At 54.8% G+C, this 16,151-nt stretch carries 9 protein-coding genes; 3 read left to right on the top strand and 6 right to left on the bottom strand.

Annotated elements, in window-relative coordinates; all coding sequences use genetic code 11:
- Positions 1 to 7: 7 nt before the first annotated feature.
- The 6 genes from dmsA to lrp all read right to left on the bottom strand — a co-directional run bounded on the left by dmsA (position 8) and on the right by lrp (position 11,008).
- On the bottom strand, positions 8 to 2,452 hold the full coding sequence (gene dmsA / locus ACLJZ5_RS11865) for a dimethylsulfoxide reductase subunit A (RefSeq protein WP_000850250.1): 2,445 nt from the start codon (positions 2,450 to 2,452) through the stop codon (positions 8 to 10).
- Positions 2,453 to 2,689: 237 nt separating this feature from the next.
- A complete protein-coding gene (gene serS, locus ACLJZ5_RS11860) occupies positions 2,690 to 3,982 on the bottom strand; it encodes a serine--tRNA ligase (protein ID WP_000886697.1) in 1,293 nt (430 codons plus the stop codon).
- Between the two features lie 258 nt (positions 3,983 to 4,240).
- Complete coding sequence (gene rarA, locus ACLJZ5_RS11855) at positions 4,241 to 5,584, bottom strand: replication-associated recombination protein RarA (protein ID WP_000067785.1); 1,344 nt, start codon at positions 5,582 to 5,584, stop codon at positions 4,241 to 4,243.
- Between the two features lie 9 nt (positions 5,585 to 5,593).
- Positions 5,594 to 6,205 carry an outer membrane lipoprotein chaperone LolA gene (lolA, locus tag ACLJZ5_RS11850; RefSeq protein WP_024797299.1) on the bottom strand — a complete coding sequence of 204 codons (612 nt, stop codon included), beginning with the start codon at positions 6,203 to 6,205 and terminating at the stop codon, positions 5,594 to 5,596.
- Between the two features lie 142 nt (positions 6,206 to 6,347).
- Positions 6,348 to 10,379 carry a DNA translocase FtsK gene (gene ftsK / locus ACLJZ5_RS11845; protein ID WP_025714701.1) on the bottom strand — a complete coding sequence of 1,344 codons (4,032 nt, stop codon included), beginning with the start codon at positions 10,377 to 10,379 and terminating at the stop codon, positions 6,348 to 6,350.
- A 134-nt stretch (positions 10,380 to 10,513) separates the two neighbouring features.
- The gene (lrp, locus tag ACLJZ5_RS11840; protein ID WP_000228469.1) at positions 10,514 to 11,008 is read right to left on the bottom strand and encodes a leucine-responsive transcriptional regulator Lrp; all 495 of its coding nucleotides are present in this window, start codon (positions 11,006 to 11,008) and stop codon (positions 10,514 to 10,516) included.
- Between the two features lie 546 nt (positions 11,009 to 11,554).
- Between lrp and trxB the strand changes: the two genes are divergently transcribed.
- The 3 genes from trxB to cydC all read left to right on the top strand — a co-directional run bounded on the left by trxB (position 11,555) and on the right by cydC (position 16,125).
- Positions 11,555 to 12,523, top strand: coding sequence for a thioredoxin-disulfide reductase (gene trxB, locus ACLJZ5_RS11835; RefSeq protein ID WP_000537406.1), 969 nt, complete (start codon positions 11,555 to 11,557; stop codon positions 12,521 to 12,523).
- A 113-nt stretch (positions 12,524 to 12,636) separates the two neighbouring features.
- Entirely contained in the window at positions 12,637 to 14,403 is a 1,767-nt protein-coding gene (gene cydD / locus ACLJZ5_RS11830; RefSeq protein ID WP_024797683.1) for a heme ABC transporter permease/ATP-binding protein CydD, read from the top strand.
- The gene (cydC, locus tag ACLJZ5_RS11825; RefSeq protein WP_024797684.1) at positions 14,404 to 16,125 is read left to right on the top strand and encodes a heme ABC transporter ATP-binding protein/permease CydC; all 1,722 of its coding nucleotides are present in this window, start codon (positions 14,404 to 14,406) and stop codon (positions 16,123 to 16,125) included.
- Positions 16,126 to 16,151: the final 26 nt, after the last annotated feature.

Genomic DNA, 16,151 nt, shown 5'->3' with positions numbered 1-16,151 from the left:
TTACTCCTTACGCCTTTTCAACCTGAACGAGGTTCGTATGTGACGGGTTCCCCTTCGCCAGCGGAGAAGGACGTTGGGTCGTCAGTACGTTAATACATCCGCCCTGATCCACGCGTTTTGCATCCGGGTCATACCATGCGCCTTCTCCCAGGGCGACCACACCCGGCATCATGCGCGGCGTCACTTTAGCCTCGATATGTACTTCGCCGCGATCGTTGAAGATGCGGACTTTATCGCCATTGTTGATACCGCGTTTCTGCGCATCCATTGGGTTAATCCACATTTCCTGGCGACAGGCGGCTTTCAGTACGTCTACGTTGCCATAAGTGGAATGCACACGCGCTTTATAGTGGAAACCCGTCAACTGCAGCGGGAATTTATCCGTTAGCGGATCGTTATAGTTTTCAAAACCTGGCGTGTAGATCGGTAATGGATCGATCACGTCGCCTTCCGGCAGCTCCCAGGTGGCGGCGATATCCGCCAACGCCTGTGAATAGATTTCAATCTTGCCCGATGGCGTTGTAAGTGGATTCGCTTGCGGATCTTCGCGGAAGTCTTTATAGGCGACATGGTGGCCTTCGGGGTCACGCTGTTTGAAGATGCCTTGCTTACGGAACTCCTCAAAGGTGGGCAGATTCGGAATGGATTTACGCGACTGTTCGTACAGATGACGCATCCACTCTTCTTGCGTCCGTCCTTCGGTAAACTGTTGTTCCACGCCAAGACGTTTCGCCAGTTCGCTGGTCATCTCATAAATCGTCTTACACTCGAAGCGCGGTTTAATCGCCTGGTCAGTGAAGATAACGTAAGACATGTTCCCGCAGGAGGCATCCAGCGCAAAGTCCATCTGCTCAGAAGCAGTGCAATCAGGCAACAGAATATCGGCGTATTTTGCCGACGAGGTCATATGACAGTCGATAACGACGATCATTTCGCATTTCTTGTCATCCTGCAGGATTTCGTGGGTGCGGTTAATCTCAGAGTGCTGGTTAATCAAACAGTTGCCAGCATAGTTCCAGATCATTTTGATCGGCACGTCCAGCTTATCTTTCCCCCGCACGCCATCACGCAGCGCCGTCATTTCCGGGCCGCGTTCAATGGCATCGGTCCACATAAACATGGAGATGCTGGTTTCAACCGGGTTTTCTAACGTGGGCATACGTTCAAATGGCAGGGCATAAGACCCTTCGCGCGCGCCGCTGTTACCGCCGTTAATCCCAACATTACCCGTCAGGATCGCCAGCATTGAGATGGCGCGCGTGGCGATTTCTCCATTAGCATGACGTTGTGGTCCCCACCCCTGGCAAATATAGGCGGGTTTAGCGCTGCCGATTTCTCGCGCCAGCTTAATAATGCGATCCGCCGGGATACCGGTAATTTGCGCCGCCCACTCCGGCGTCTTCGCGATACCGTCTTTACCCTGGCCCAGAATATAGGCTTTGTAGTGACCGTTTTTCGGCGCGCTGGCAGGCAAGGTTTTTTCGTCATAACCGACGCAATATTTGTCCAGGAATGGCTGATCGACCATGTTCTCGGTGATTAAGACATATGCCAGACCATTGACCAGCGCCGCATCGGTACCTGGACGAATCGGAATCCACTCATCTTCGCGACCGGCGCCGGTGTCGGTGTAACGAGGATCGATAATGATCATCCGCGCGTTTGATTTCTGCCGCGCCTGTTCAAGATAATACGTTACACCGCCCCCGCTCATGCGGGTTTCGCCAGGGTTATTACCAAACAACACCACCAGCTTACTGTTTTCAATGTCGGATGGACTATTGCCATCCGCCCAGCCGCCATAGGTGTAATTCAGACCCGCTGCGATTTGCGCGGAAGAGTAATCACCGTAGTGATTAAGATAACCGCCGCAGCAGTTCATCAGACGGGCGACCAGCGTTTTTCCTGGCGGCCATGAACGTGTCAAAGTGCCGCCCAGCGTACCCGTGCCATAGTTCAGATAAATGGACTCGTTGCCATACTCTTTGATAAGACGCTGCATATTGGTAGCAATGATATCGTAGGCTTCGTCCCAGCTAATACGCTCAAATTTACCTTCGCCGCGCGCGCCGACGCGCTTCATCGGATACTTGAGCCGATCCGGGTTATAGACGCGACGACGCATAGAACGACCGCGCAGGCAGGCGCGAACCTGGTGCAGGCCATCGTAATCATCGTTTCCGGTATTATCCGTTTCTACATATTTGATTTCGCCATCCACAACATGCATACGTAGCGGACAACGGCTGCCACAGTTTACCGTACAGGCGCTCCAGACGACTTTCTCGCCGGTTTTCGCCGGGCTTATCGCCTCTGCGGCGTTAGCGATGCGGGTAAATGGCAGGGTAAATGCGCTACTGGCCATCGCCAGGCCGCCTATCGCGGTGGTTTTGACTAAACCACGACGGCTCACCTCGGCTGCCAGCACGGCATCAGGGATCTTAGTTTTCATAAGGGCTCACTCTGCTGCTCACAATAAAAAAAACAATAAAACGATGTATAGAATTTTATATAGCGATAACGTCGCTATAAAGTCTGATATATATCGAAAAAATAGAAAAATAGCGTTAAAAACTGACCTTCATTCGAAATCAGTATTACCCCTAATAGGGTAGGGATTATTGTCCGGTATCAAACTGGCATAAAAAAAGCGCCCGAAGGCGCTTTTTAGAAGAAGAGAAAGCGAGGATTAGCCGATATATTCCAGTCCGTTCATGTACGGACGTAATACTTCCGGCACTTCAATGCGACCATCAGCCTGCTGATAGTTTTCCATCACGGCCACCAGGGTACGACCTACCGCCAGACCAGAACCATTCAGGGTATGGACCAGACGGGTCTTTTTGTCGGACTTGCTGCGACAGCGTGCCTGCATACGACGCGCCTGGAAGTCCCAGACGTTAGAGCAGGAAGAGATCTCGCGGTAGGTATTCTGCGCCGGAACCCAGACTTCGAGGTCATAGGTTTTGCAGGCGCCGAAGCCCATATCGCCAGTGCACAGAATGATTTTACGGTACGGCAGTCCCAGTAGCTGGAGCACTTTTTCCGCGTGACCGGTCATCTCTTCCAACGCAGCCATAGAATCTTCCGGGCGAACGATCTGCACCATTTCCACTTTGTCAAACTGATGCATACGAATCAGGCCACGGGTATCACGACCATAAGAACCTGCTTCAGAACGGAAACAAGGCGTATGCGCCGTCATTTTAATCGGCAGCTGATCTTCGTCGATGATTTCATCGCGTACCAGATTGGTCAGCGGAACCTCCGCCGTCGGGATCAAAGCATAGTTACTGCTGTCTGCTTCTTCTTCCAGCGGACGGGTATGGAACAAGTCGCCTGCGAATTTCGGCAGTTGACCGGTGCCATACAGCGTGTCGTGGTTAACCAGATACGGCACGTAGTTTTCGCTATAGCCGTGCTGTTCCGTATGCAGATCCAACATAAACTGCGACAATGCGCGATGCATACGCGCAATCTGTCCTTTCATCACCACAAAACGGGAGCCGGTCAGCTTAACCGCAGCGGCAAAGTCGAGGCCGGAGTGCATTTCCCCTAAGGTGACGTGATCGCGGATTTCAAAATCAAACTCACGCGGGGTACCCCAGCGGCTGACTTCAACGTTGTCGTTTTCATCTTTACCTACCGGCACTTCATCCGCAGGCAGGTTTGGGATGGTCAGCGCGATATCGCGGATCTCCGCCAGCAAGGTATCCAGCTCGGCTTTCGCCGCATCCAGCTCTTCGCCCAGTTTATTCACTTCCAGGCGTAAAGGCTCGATATCTTCCCCGCGCGCTTTCGCCTGGCCGATGGATTTCGATCGAGAATTACGCTCCGCCTGCAGGTTTTCCGTGTTGACCTGCAAAACTTTACGACGCTCTTCAAGAGCGCGCAGCTTATCTACATCCAGCTTAAAGCCCCGGCGTGCCAGTTTTTCAGCGACTGCGTCTGGCTCATTACGCAGCAGATTGGGATCGAGCATGCTTATCCTGTGCTTATCGAATAATAAAAGGAAACGCGATCAATTGATGATCGCCTCTGATTGTATTGATGAACGTAAACCGCGTTTACGTAATAGCGACGTTTTCGCCTTACCTGACCGACGACAGCAACAACGCATCCATTGCGCTATACCCGCGGACCTCATAAGCAACGTGCTATCAGGCATAACGAGGTTCATCATCAACACCATGATACCTGGAGCATCATATTTAGAGATAACCTTACCGCAACGTTTACACTAGCGGTAGCGTTTTGTGGGGCTATTTTGATCCTGTTCAGCCAGCCAGGCGAGCTTTTCGCCAATCTTGCCTTCCAGACCACGATTTGTCGGATGATAATAGCGCGTTTGCGCGATTTCCGGCGGGAAGTACACTTCACCCGCAGCATAGGCATTGGGCTCATCGTGGGCATAGCGGTACTCCTGGCCATAGCCCATCTCTTTCATCAGTTTGGTTGGCGCATTACGCAGATGGACAGGAACGTCATAATCAGGACGCTCGCGCGCGTCGGCCAGCGCAGCCTTAAAGGCGGTATAGACGGCGTTGCTCTTCGGCGCGCAGGCGAGATAAACGATAGCCTGCGCGATCGCCCTTTCGCCTTCAGCCGGGCCAACGCGGGTGAAACAATCCCATGCGGCAATGGCGACCTGCATCGCGCGCGGATCGGCATTACCCACATCTTCCGAGGCAATCGCCAGGCAGCGACGCGCCACGTACAGCGGATCGCCTCCCGCGGTAATGATACGGGCATACCAATAGAGGGCGGCATCCGGCGCGCTGCCGCGCACTGATTTATGTAAGGCGGAAATAAGATCGTAGAAGCGATCGCCTTTGTTATCAAAACGCGCGCTGCGCTCGCCGGCGATCTCGGTCAACAAGGCGGGCAATAAAACGCGTTTGCCGCTGTCATCCGCCTCCGCCATATCAGCCATCATTTCCAGCGTATTTAAGGCGCGCCGCGCGTCGCCATTGACCAGCTCAGCAATCGCTCGCCGTGTCTCATCCGGTAACACGATATCCTGATCGCCGTAACCACGCGTTTTGTCCTGCATCGCCTGGTCCAGTACTTGCTCGATATCGTCAGTGGTCAACGATTTCAGCAGATAGACCCGCGCTCGCGACAATAGCGCCGAGTTCAGCTCAAAAGAGGGATTTTCCGTGGTCGCGCCGATAAAGGTGATAGTGCCATCTTCGATATGCGGTAAAAAGGCGTCCTGCTGGCTTTTGTTAAAGCGATGCACTTCATCAACAAACAGGATGGTACGGCGACCGGCATTACGATTCTGGCGGGCGCGCTCAATAGCTTCGCGAATCTCTTTTACCCCAGAAGTGACGGCGGAAATACGCTCGACATCGGCGCTGGCGTAGCGGGCGATCACTTCAGCGAGCGTGGTTTTCCCCGTCCCTGGCGGCCCCCATAAAATCATGGAGTGCAGATGCCCGGCCTCAATAGCGCGAGGCAACGGTTTACCTGCGGCCAGCAAATGCTGCTGGCCGATATACTGCGCTAAATTTTCCGGCCGCATTCGCGCGGCCAGCGGTTGAAACGTATTATCAGAAAAATCGAGCGACAGATTGCTCACTCATCGCCTCTACTTACGTTGGTCGTCTATCGTTACCCCTTGCGGCGGAGTAAACGTAAATTTTGACGGATCAACAACGCCGTTTTGCTGGGATTTTAGCTGATAGGCGCTACGCTGATCGTCTTGTTCTACGGCGCTAAACTGGTGGATAGTCCCGTCGCGTCCCACATTGATGGTGAACTGTTTCAGATTGCCGTTGCTGGCTTTCGGCGTCAGCACAAAATTATCGCCATCCTGCTTAATATTATACTGCTGCCAGTCGCTGGCCTGGTTGCGGGCAATCAGCATAAACGGTGTATTTCCGGTGGCATCTTTCAACCACGTGGCGGTAGCCTGTTCTACAAACGGGTTATAGAACCATAACGTTTTGCCGTCAGAAACCAGAATACTCTCGTCAGGTTGCGTCATATGCCAGTTGAATAGATTTGGCCGCTTAACCCATAAATCACCCTGTCCCTCCTGCACCGCGGCACCGCTGCCATCGGTGACTTTTTGAGTAAAGGTGGCATGAAAGCTGCTCACTTTATCCAGACGGCTTTTCAGAGAGCTGGCGGCGTCAGCCCATACGCTGCTGGCTACAACGCTTGAAAGTAATGCACAGGCGATTGCCATTTTTTTCATCATTATTCCTCAGGTTTCGACACTCCCGACCAGGAGCTCCTTTTGCTTTCTATTCCAGGCCAAAAATCAGCATGAGGAAAGAAGAAAATACTGAATTTTGTTGCCGGATGGCAGCCTGCACAGCGCCATCCGGCTTACAGGTTTACTCAAAAGGCGGCGGAGCCAGCACTTCACGATTACCGTTATGCCCCTGAGCGCTGACAATACCCTGCGCTTCCATCTGTTCGATAATACGCGCCGCACGGTTATAGCCGATGCGGAACTGACGCTGAACGCCGGAAATGGACGCTTTACGCTTCTGGGTGACGAAATTAACGGCCTGATCGAATAGCGCATCTAATTCTTCGCCGCCGTCAAAACCGCCACCACCACCTTCGCTTTCGCTGTCGGAGGTAATGCCATCCACATATTGCGGACGACCGCGCGCTTTCCAGTCCTGAACCACCGCATGGACTTCCTGGTCACGCACAAACGCCCCATGGACACGTACCGGCATGGTGGAGTTTGGTCCGGAATAGAGCATGTCCCCCATTCCCAATAGCGACTCAGCGCCACCCTGATCAAGAATAGTGCGGGAGTCGATCTTGCTGGATACGGTAAAAGCGATACGGGTTGGAATGTTGGCTTTAATTAAACCAGTAATCACATCGACCGACGGACGCTGCGTCGCCAGTACCAGGTGAATCCCCGCGGCGCGCGCTTTCTGCGCCAGACGCGCGATCAGCTCTTCAACTTTTTTACCGACGGTCATCATCAGGTCGGCAAATTCATCAACCAGTACCACGATATACGGCAGTTTTTCCAGAACCGGATGCTGAACATCCATACTGTCGCCCGGCTTCCAGTACGGGTCCGGAATCGGACGTCCCATGCGGGCCGCTTCGGCGATTTTCTCGTTATACCCAGCCAGATTACGCACGCCGAGCGCGGACATCAGCTTATAGCGACGCTCCATCTCATTGACGCTCCAGCGTAACGCGTTAGCCGCGTCTTTCATGTCGGTAACAACTTCCGTCAGCAGATGCGGTATACCTTCATAGACCGAGAGTTCTAACATTTTCGGGTCGATCATGATAAAGCGAACGTCTTCCGGCTGCGCTTTATACAGCATACTGAGGATCATGGCGTTAACCCCGACCGACTTACCGGAACCGGTCGTACCGGCCACCAGCAGGTGAGGCATTTTCGCCAGATCCGCCACTACCGGATCGCCCGCGATATCCTTACCTAACACCACGGTAAGCGGCGACGGATTCTCGCGGAATTTGGCGTTATCCAACACTTCGCGCAGATAAACGGTTTGCCGTTTCTTGTTCGGCAATTCCAACCCTACGTAAGGTTTGCCTGGAATGACTTCCACAACGCGTACGGCTACCGTTGACAATGAGCGCGCCAGATCCCGGGAAAGGTTGGAGATACGCGCCGCTTTAACGCCCGGGGCCAGATTCAGTTCAAAGCGAGTAATGACCGGGCCTGGCGAATAGTTCACCACATCAGCTTTAATGCGGAAATCCGCCAGACGCGCTTCAACCAGACGCGCCATTTGTTCCAGCGCAAAGGTATCTACCGGTTCAACTTCGCTCGGCGGCGGCGTCAGAAGATCTAACGAAGGCAGCGGCGTCGTCGGACGCTGTAATGGACGACTGTCGCCGTTACGCATCAACAGCGGGTGGATCAGGCTGTCTTGCGGCGCTGTCGGCTGTTGCGGCTGCTGATACTGCGGTTGCGGCGCTACCGGCTGTTGCGGCTGCTGATACTGCGGCTGCTGATACTGCGGCTGCGGCGCTACCGGCTGTTGCGGCTGCTGATACTGTGGCTGCGGCGCTACCGGCTGTTGCGGCTGCTGATACTGCGGCTGTGGCGCTGTCGGTTGCTGCGGCTGCTGATACTGCGGCTGCGGCGCTACCGGCTGTTGCGGCTGCTGATACTGTGACTGCGGCGCTACCGGCTGTTGCGACTGCTGGTACTGTGGCTGAGGCTGCGGCGCTACCGGTTGCTGAACAGGCGTTGACTCGGGCATGACACCCGGCGTGAACAGCGGTTCGTGCGGACCTTCATCAACCAATACTTTCATTGGCGAGAAATCCAGATCGTCCAGTGAGAACGGCTGCGCGCCAGCGGGTTGCTCGCCGGAATAGCGCTGCTGTTGCGAAGCGGCAAACTGGCGGGCTAATTCAGCTTCCGCAGCGGTATCGTCATCTTCTGCCTGTTGAGTATCGTGCTGATACGTCTCACCATAACGATGCTGCTGCGACTGCGCGAACTGACGGGCTAACTCGTCCTGATGCATTGCATCTATTTCTTCATCGGTTAGCTGCGCGCCCGTCTCGTACTGATTGCGCTCCGCCTCGCGGGCTTTTTCTTCTGCAATCCTCTGTGACGGCAGCTTAATACCGTACGACGCCAGTTCCCGTCGGGTCGGCACGCGAACGCGGTTCGGACGCGGCAGTTGCGGACCAATCCCCTCTTTCACCTGCGGACGCGGCGCGCCGCCGGTAGCCAGACTAAATGCAGGCGCAGCGGCCGCGGCGCCTGCTGCCAGGGCGCCACTCTTAATACCTACGTCAAGCGACGCGGCGGCGGCTACCGCTTCCACTGGCGGTATGGACGGCGCGACAGATACCGTAGGTTTGACCGGCACGTTCTCTTTTACCGGCTCCGGAATCGGTTGATACCATGCCGCCAGTTGTTCGCGCTCACGGGCGCGTTTCTCTTCCACCTCTTCAAAATAGTAAAGCGGAGGACGGGCAGGTCTGGTCTCTTCTGTGTCAGGTTCAGGCTCGGTGGCAACCGGCTGTTCGATAACCGGCGGCGGCATGTGAGAAGGTTCAGCCGCTATCGGCTCCGGCTGATAAACCGGCGTCGGCTGATGGGTCGGCTCCGGCTGCCATTGCGGCTGTGTTTCCTGCGGCGCAAGAGAGTCATATTCTGCTGCGGTCGCTGGCGTCGCGGCGTATTGCGGCGCGGAAGCGACAGGCACAGGTTGCTGCCACGGCGCACTTTGCGCCTCCTGCGGTTGAGCATATTGCGGATGCGGCTGATACCCCTCCGGCGCAGGCGCGATAACCGGTTCGCCGGTTTGCGGCCCCGGTACGGGCTGCCACTCCACGGTCGGTTGCGCGACAACCGGCTCAGCCCCCGGCATGGGCGGCGTTTGCATTATGGGATCGGCGGACGCTGCCCACGTCTGGGTGACGGCAGTTGCAGCCGCAGCGGCGGCGACCGGTTCAGTGACAGAATGGCCGTTTAACAGCGGATCATATTCATCATATTCCGGCTGCGTCGCACGGTTGCCCGAAAACAGAACGTCGTCGGGATCGGCAGCGACGCCGCGCGCGCTATACTGAATGTCCTCGTCATCATCCATCCGTTTGCCGGAAAAGAGCGCGGCATCGGTCTGACGGCCCCGTGGATTGCTGAATTTTTCAGCCAGTCGCTTACGACGCGCCAACGCGCCGCGCAAAATACGCGCCCGGCGAGATTCACGCTGCACGCCGTCGGTTTCTTCATCGTATTCGTCATCATACTCTTCGTCGTCAACCCACGTATCATCACGCCGGGTACGGTTGCTGGCGAAGGTCAGTATATTAAGCAGCCAGCCGCCTAATTTTTCGGCGATACTGACCCAGGACCAGCCGGTAAAGAGCGTCAGCCCGGCAGCCCAAATACAGAGAAGCATTATCGTTCCGCCGCTACTATGCAACAACGGCTGCAGCGTGGTGCTTAACAGGCTGCCAATTACGCCGCCAGAGGCGAAATACCAGATATCGTCAGCATTAATGGCCGCCAGACCGCAGGAAGTGAGAATCAGCGCCAACACGCCGATAAGGCGTAGCGACACAGCAAAATAGTCGATGTAATCATCCGTAGACTGATGACGCCACGCAAACCAACACCCGCCGACAATAATGACAGGGATGGTGTAGGCCATTACGCCAAAAATAAAGAACAGTGTATCGGCCAGCCACGCGCCCGGCGCGCCGCCTAAATTATGGATAGGTTCATGCCAGGCGGTTTGCGACCAACTGGGGTCCGAAGGGTTAAAGCTCAACAAGGCCGCCATCAACCAGACGGCAAAAAGGGCAATAAGTATCAACAACGCTTCCAGAAGTCGGCGCCCGCTGCTTAACTTCGTCAATGTGACGTCTTTGTCTTCAGTATATTCCTGGCTCAAAAAAGGCTCTCCAGGTTCCAGGCTTTTCCCGCCCGATGCTAAAACGGACAACAGCACCGGGTTGCCCCGGCACTGTTGCTGTATGGATTAACAGGAGTGTAATCAAACTACGGCGATTTTGCACCTGTTCCGTGTTAGCGTGTCTTAATAACCAGACGATTACTCTGTTTTACCTCTTCCATCACTACGTAAGTTCGGGTGTCGTTCACACCTGGCAAGCGCAGCAACGTCTCTCCCAATAGTTTTCGATACGCTGACATATCCGGTACACGGGTTTTCAACAGGTAGTCGAAATCGCCGGAAACCAAATGACACTCCTGAATCTCTTCAAGCTTTTGCACGGCGGCATTAAACTGTTCAAACACATCCGGCGCGCCGCGATTTAAGGTAATCTCAACGAATACCAGAAGTGACGCATCCAGATAATGCGGGTTCAACAGCGCCGTATAGCCCTGGATAAACCCTTGTCGCTCCAGCCGACGCACACGCTCAAGGCAAGGTGTCGGCGAAAGTCCTACTCGTTTAGAAAGCTCGACGTTGGAAATACGCCCATCCTTTTGCAGTTCATTAAGAATGTTACGATCGATACGGTCGAGATCTTTGCCAGGGCGCTTCTTGCTATCTACCATTATTATTGTCTCTCTGTATTCCTTCCCTACTCCTGCCTGACTCTACTCACATCACTGTTCAGAGTCGCTGCCCATCACAATAGACCGAAACCCAGAGGGATTAACGGCGCGCAATGCCTGGTCTATGGTGAGAAGACCGTTGCCTCGCGGCAGCTATCGACATCACGAATGGCGTCTGTCCACGCCATGCGTAGATTTCACTAGCCCGGTAAACATGGTATTTACATGCATGATTATGCAGCACATACATAACACAGTTTTTTTCTTCCTCGAATGTTTTCGCAAAACAGCAGGTGATTGTCAAAGCAAAACATCGATTTTTAGTACAACATGCCAGTTATTCATTAGAGAGGGCGGTAAACTGTCATTTCGTCACCTTATAAGTTACCGATTTTAATTAAAGTTTGTGATGATAACGTCGCTGCCGCGGTCGTTCATCGGTTCATGCTATTACACATATTGTTAACAAAATCGTTATGCTCTTTTTTTACGTCTGTAAATTCCCTACAATTCTGCTCATTGTCTGCCAACAACTATGGGGATCTCATGGGCACGACCAAACACAGTAAGCTGCTTATTCTGGGCTCAGGACCGGCGGGATATACCGCGGCGGTGTATGCCGCGCGCGCAAATTTACAGCCGGTACTTATTACCGGTATGGAAAAAGGCGGTCAACTGACTACCACGACGGAAGTGGAAAACTGGCCCGGCGATCCAAACGATTTGACCGGCCCGCTGCTGATGGAACGCATGCATGAACATGCGGCAAAATTTGAAACCGAGATAATCTTTGATCACATCAACAAAGTGGATCTGCAAAATCGTCCGTTCCGTCTGACAGGTGACAGCGCAGAGTACACTTGTGATGCGTTGATCATTGCGACCGGCGCTTCCGCGCGCTATCTGGGGCTGCCATCGGAAGAAGCCTTTAAAGGGCGCGGCGTTTCCGCCTGCGCAACCTGCGACGGTTTCTTCTACCGCAATCAGAAAGTGGCGGTGATCGGCGGCGGCAACACCGCGGTTGAAGAAGCGCTTTATCTGTCCAACATCGCTTCGGAAGTGCACCTTATCCATCGCCGTGACGGTTTCCGCGCTGAAAAAATCCTCATTAAGCGCCTGATGGATAAAGTCGAAAATGGCAATATCATTCTGCACACCAACCGGACGCTGGAAGAAGTGACCGGCGATCAGATGGGCGTTACTGGTCTGCGTCTTCGCGACACGCAGCAAAGCGATAATATTGAGACGCTGGACATCGCCGGACTTTTCGTAGCCATCGGTCATAGCCCAAACACGGCGCTCTTCGAAGGCCAGCTTGAGCTGGAAAATGGTTATATCAAAGTTCAGTCCGGCACCCATGGCAACGCCACACAAACCAGCATCCCTGGCGTATTCGCGGCGGGTGACGTCATGGATCATATTTACCGTCAGGCGATCACCTCTGCGGGTACGGGCTGTATGGCGGCGCTGGATGCCGAACGCTATCTCGATGGTCTGGCCGACGCGAGCAAATAGTTTTTACAAATCAGTAACAAAAGTAAAAAAGGCGACTATAAGTCGCCTTTATTTTTGCGTCGTTGTAACATTGCCCTGCCTGAAATTCCAATAACTCACCTGCTAAGCGTGCAATGAATAAAACCCGTCAAAAAGAGCTGACCCGCTGGTTAAAACAGCAAAGCGTAATCTCCCAACGGTGGTTGAATATTTCCCGCCTGTTGGGGTTCATGAGTGGCGTATTAATTGTCGCTCAGGCCTGGATCATGGCGCGTATCCTGCAACATATGATCATGGAGAACATTCCACGGGAAGCGCTGTTGCTCCCTTTTATCCTGCTGATACTGGTCTTTGTCCTCCGCGCCTGGGTGGTGTGGTTGCGCGAGCGCGTCGGTTTTCATGCCGGACAACATATTCGCTTTGAGATCCGCCGTCAGGTGTTGGAGCGTCTGCAGCAAGCCGGCCCAGCCTGGATTCAGGGCAAGCCCGCCGGTAGCTGGGCGACGCTGGTGTTGGAACAGATTGACGATATGCATGACTATTATGCGCGCTATCTGCCGCAAATGGCGCTTGCCGTTTGCGTACCGCTCTTAATCGTGGCGGCGATTTTCCCGTCAAATTGGGCGGCGGCGCTGATTCTGCTGGGCACTGCCCCGCTCATTCCCCTATTTATGGCGATGGTGGGGATGGGCGCGGCTGACGCCAACCGCCGCAATTTCCTGGCGCTTGCCCGGCTAAGCGGCCATTTTCTTGACCGTCTGCGCGGGATGGAAACGCTGCGAATTTTCGGTCGTGGAGAAGCGGAAACCGAGAGCATTCGCGCAGCATCGCAGGATTTTCGTCAGCGCACGATGGAAGTACTGCGCCTCGCCTTTTTATCTTCCGGCGTGCTGGAGTTTTTCACCTCGCTTTCTATTGCACTGGTCGCCGTTTATTTTGGCTTCTCTTACCTGGGCGAGCTGAACTTTGGTCATTACGGTACCGGTGTGACGCTCGCCGCCGGGTTCCTCGCCTTGATCCTCGCGCCGGAGTTTTTCCAGCCATTACGCGACCTCGGCACGTTTTATCATGCTAAGGCGCAGGCGGTTGGCGCGGCGGATAGTCTGAAGACGTTTCTGGAAACGCCCCTCGCCCACCCGGCGCGCGGCGAAGTTGAGCTGGCGGAAAACGAACCTGTAACCATTGACGCAGTCAATCTTATTATCACCTCGCCAGAAGGCAAAACGCTTGCCGGGCCGCTGAATTTCTCATTAGCGGCAGGAGAACGCGCCGTCCTGGTAGGGCGCAGCGGTTCCGGTAAAAGCTCTCTGTTGAATGTATTATCCGGTTTTCTCTCCTATCAGGGCTCTTTGCGTATTAACGGTGTCGAGCTTCGCGATCTCTCGCCGGAATCCTGGCGCCAGCATCTCTCCTGGGTCGGACAAAACCCGCAATTACCTGCAGCGACGCTACGCGAAAATGTATTACTGGCGCGCCCGGACGCCAGCGAGCAGGAACTTTATGCCGCGCTTGACGCCGCATGGGTAAGCGAGTTTTTACCGCTGCTGCCGCAGGGAGTAGACACCCCGCTCGGCAATCATGCCAGCAGACTTTCCGTCGGCCAGGCACAGCGTGTAGCGGTCGCCCGCGCGCTACTTAATCCCTGTCAACTGCTACTGCTGGATGAACCGGCGGCAAGCCTGGACGCTCACAGCGAGCAACGCGTCATGCAGGCGTTAAAAGCGGCGTCAAAACGCCAGACCACATTAATGGTGACGCATCAGTTGGAAGATCTCGCCGACTGGGACGCTATCTGGGTTATGCAAGATGGCGCGATTGTCGAACAAGGCAGCTATGCCGAACTCAGCGCCGCCAACGGCGCTTTTGCGACGTTATTGGCTCACCGTCAGGAGGATATTTAAATGCGCGCGCTACTCCCTTATCTGACGCTTTATAAACGCCACAAATGGATGCTAACGCTGGGAATTGCGCTGGCAATCCTGACCCTGCTTGCCAGTATCGGGCTGCTGACGCTTTCCGGCTGGTTCCTGTCCGCGTCCGCTATCGCAGGCTTCGCGGGAATTTACAGTTTTAACTATATGCTCCCGGCGGCCGGCGTGCGCGGCGCGGCCATTACCCGTACCGCCGGTCGTTATTTTGAACGTCTGGTAAGTCATGACGCCACGTTCCGCGTGCTGCAACATCTGCGTATTTATACCTTCAGCAAACTTTTACCGCTCTCCCCCGCGGGTCTGGCGCGTTATCAGCAAGGTGAACTGCTGAACCGCATCGTTGCCGACGTCGACACGCTGGACCATCTCTATTTGCGCGTCATCTCCCCGCTGGTCGGCGCTTTTGTAGTGATTATGATTGTCACCCTGGGGCTTAGCGTTCTCGACGTGACGCTGGCGATCACGCTGGGCGGCATTATGCTGTTGACGCTGTTTATTATGCCGCCGGTGTTTTATCGCGCCGGCAAAAATACCGGCCAAAATCTGACGCATCTACGAGGTCAGTATCGCCAGCAGCTCACGTCATGGTTACAGGGTCAGGCGGAACTCACCATTTTTGGCGCCAGCAAACGCTATCGGGCGCAAATGGAAGCCACCGAATTACAATGGCATGAGGCCCAACGCCGACAGTCTGAACTGACCGCCTTATCGCAGGCGTTAATGCTGCTGATTGGCGCGCTGGCGGTGATGTTAATGTTGTGGATGGCCTCCGGCGGCGTTGGCGGCAATACGCAGCCCGGCGCGCTCATCGCGCTGTTTGTCTTCTGCGCGCTGGCGGCTTTCGAGGCGCTTGCGCCCGTTACCGGCGCATTCCAGCATCTGGGGCAGGTTATCGCCTCTGCGCTTCGTATCACTGAATTAACGGAGCAAAAACCGGAGGTGACCTTTCCGCAGGCAGAATCTCTCGCGCCGGAAAAGGTCACACTCACCCTGCGGGACGTTTCGTTTCGTTATCCCGCCCAGCCGATTAATGCGCTCAATGCCCTCTCATTACAGGCTAATCCTGGCGAGCATGTCGCTATTCTGGGGCGTACCGGCTGCGGAAAATCAACGCTGTTGCAGCTACTCACCCGCGCCTGGGACCCGCAACAAGGCGAAATTCTGCTCAACGATCTTCCGCTATCCTCGCTGAGCGAATCCGCCTTACGCCGGACTATCAGCGTGGTGCCGCAGCGTGTCCACCTGTTCAGCGCCACGCTGCGTGATAATTTATTACTGGCGGCGCCCAATGCCAGCGACGAAGCCCTTTCCGACATGCTGCGTCGCGTCGGCCTCGAAAATCTGCTCGAAGATAGTGGGCTTAATAGCTGGCTCGGCGAAGGCGGTCGCCTGCTATCCGGCGGCGAACTTCGTCGTCTGGCCATCGCCCGCGCGCTGTTGCATGATGCTCCGTTAATGCTGTTGGATGAGCCCACTGAGGGGCTGGATGCGACCACCGAGAGCGAAATGCTGGAATTACTTGCCGATGTGATGCGCGAGAAAACCGTCCTGATGGTGACGCACCGTTTGCGCGGCCTGGCCCGTTTTGATCAAATCATCGTAATGGACGACGGGCGCATCATTGAGCAAGGCACTCATGCAGAATTGTTAGCCGGACAAGGGCGCTATTATCAGTTTAAACAACGTCTGTAAGCTATTATTGAACGATCCGACTTGCG

The organism is Salmonella sp. 5800 (genome assembly GCF_046558195.1).
GTDB lineage: Bacteria > Pseudomonadota > Gammaproteobacteria > Enterobacterales > Enterobacteriaceae > Salmonella > Salmonella enterica.
Note: the sequence above shows the minus strand (reverse complement) of the source record. Positions and strands in the feature narration are given on the sequence as shown.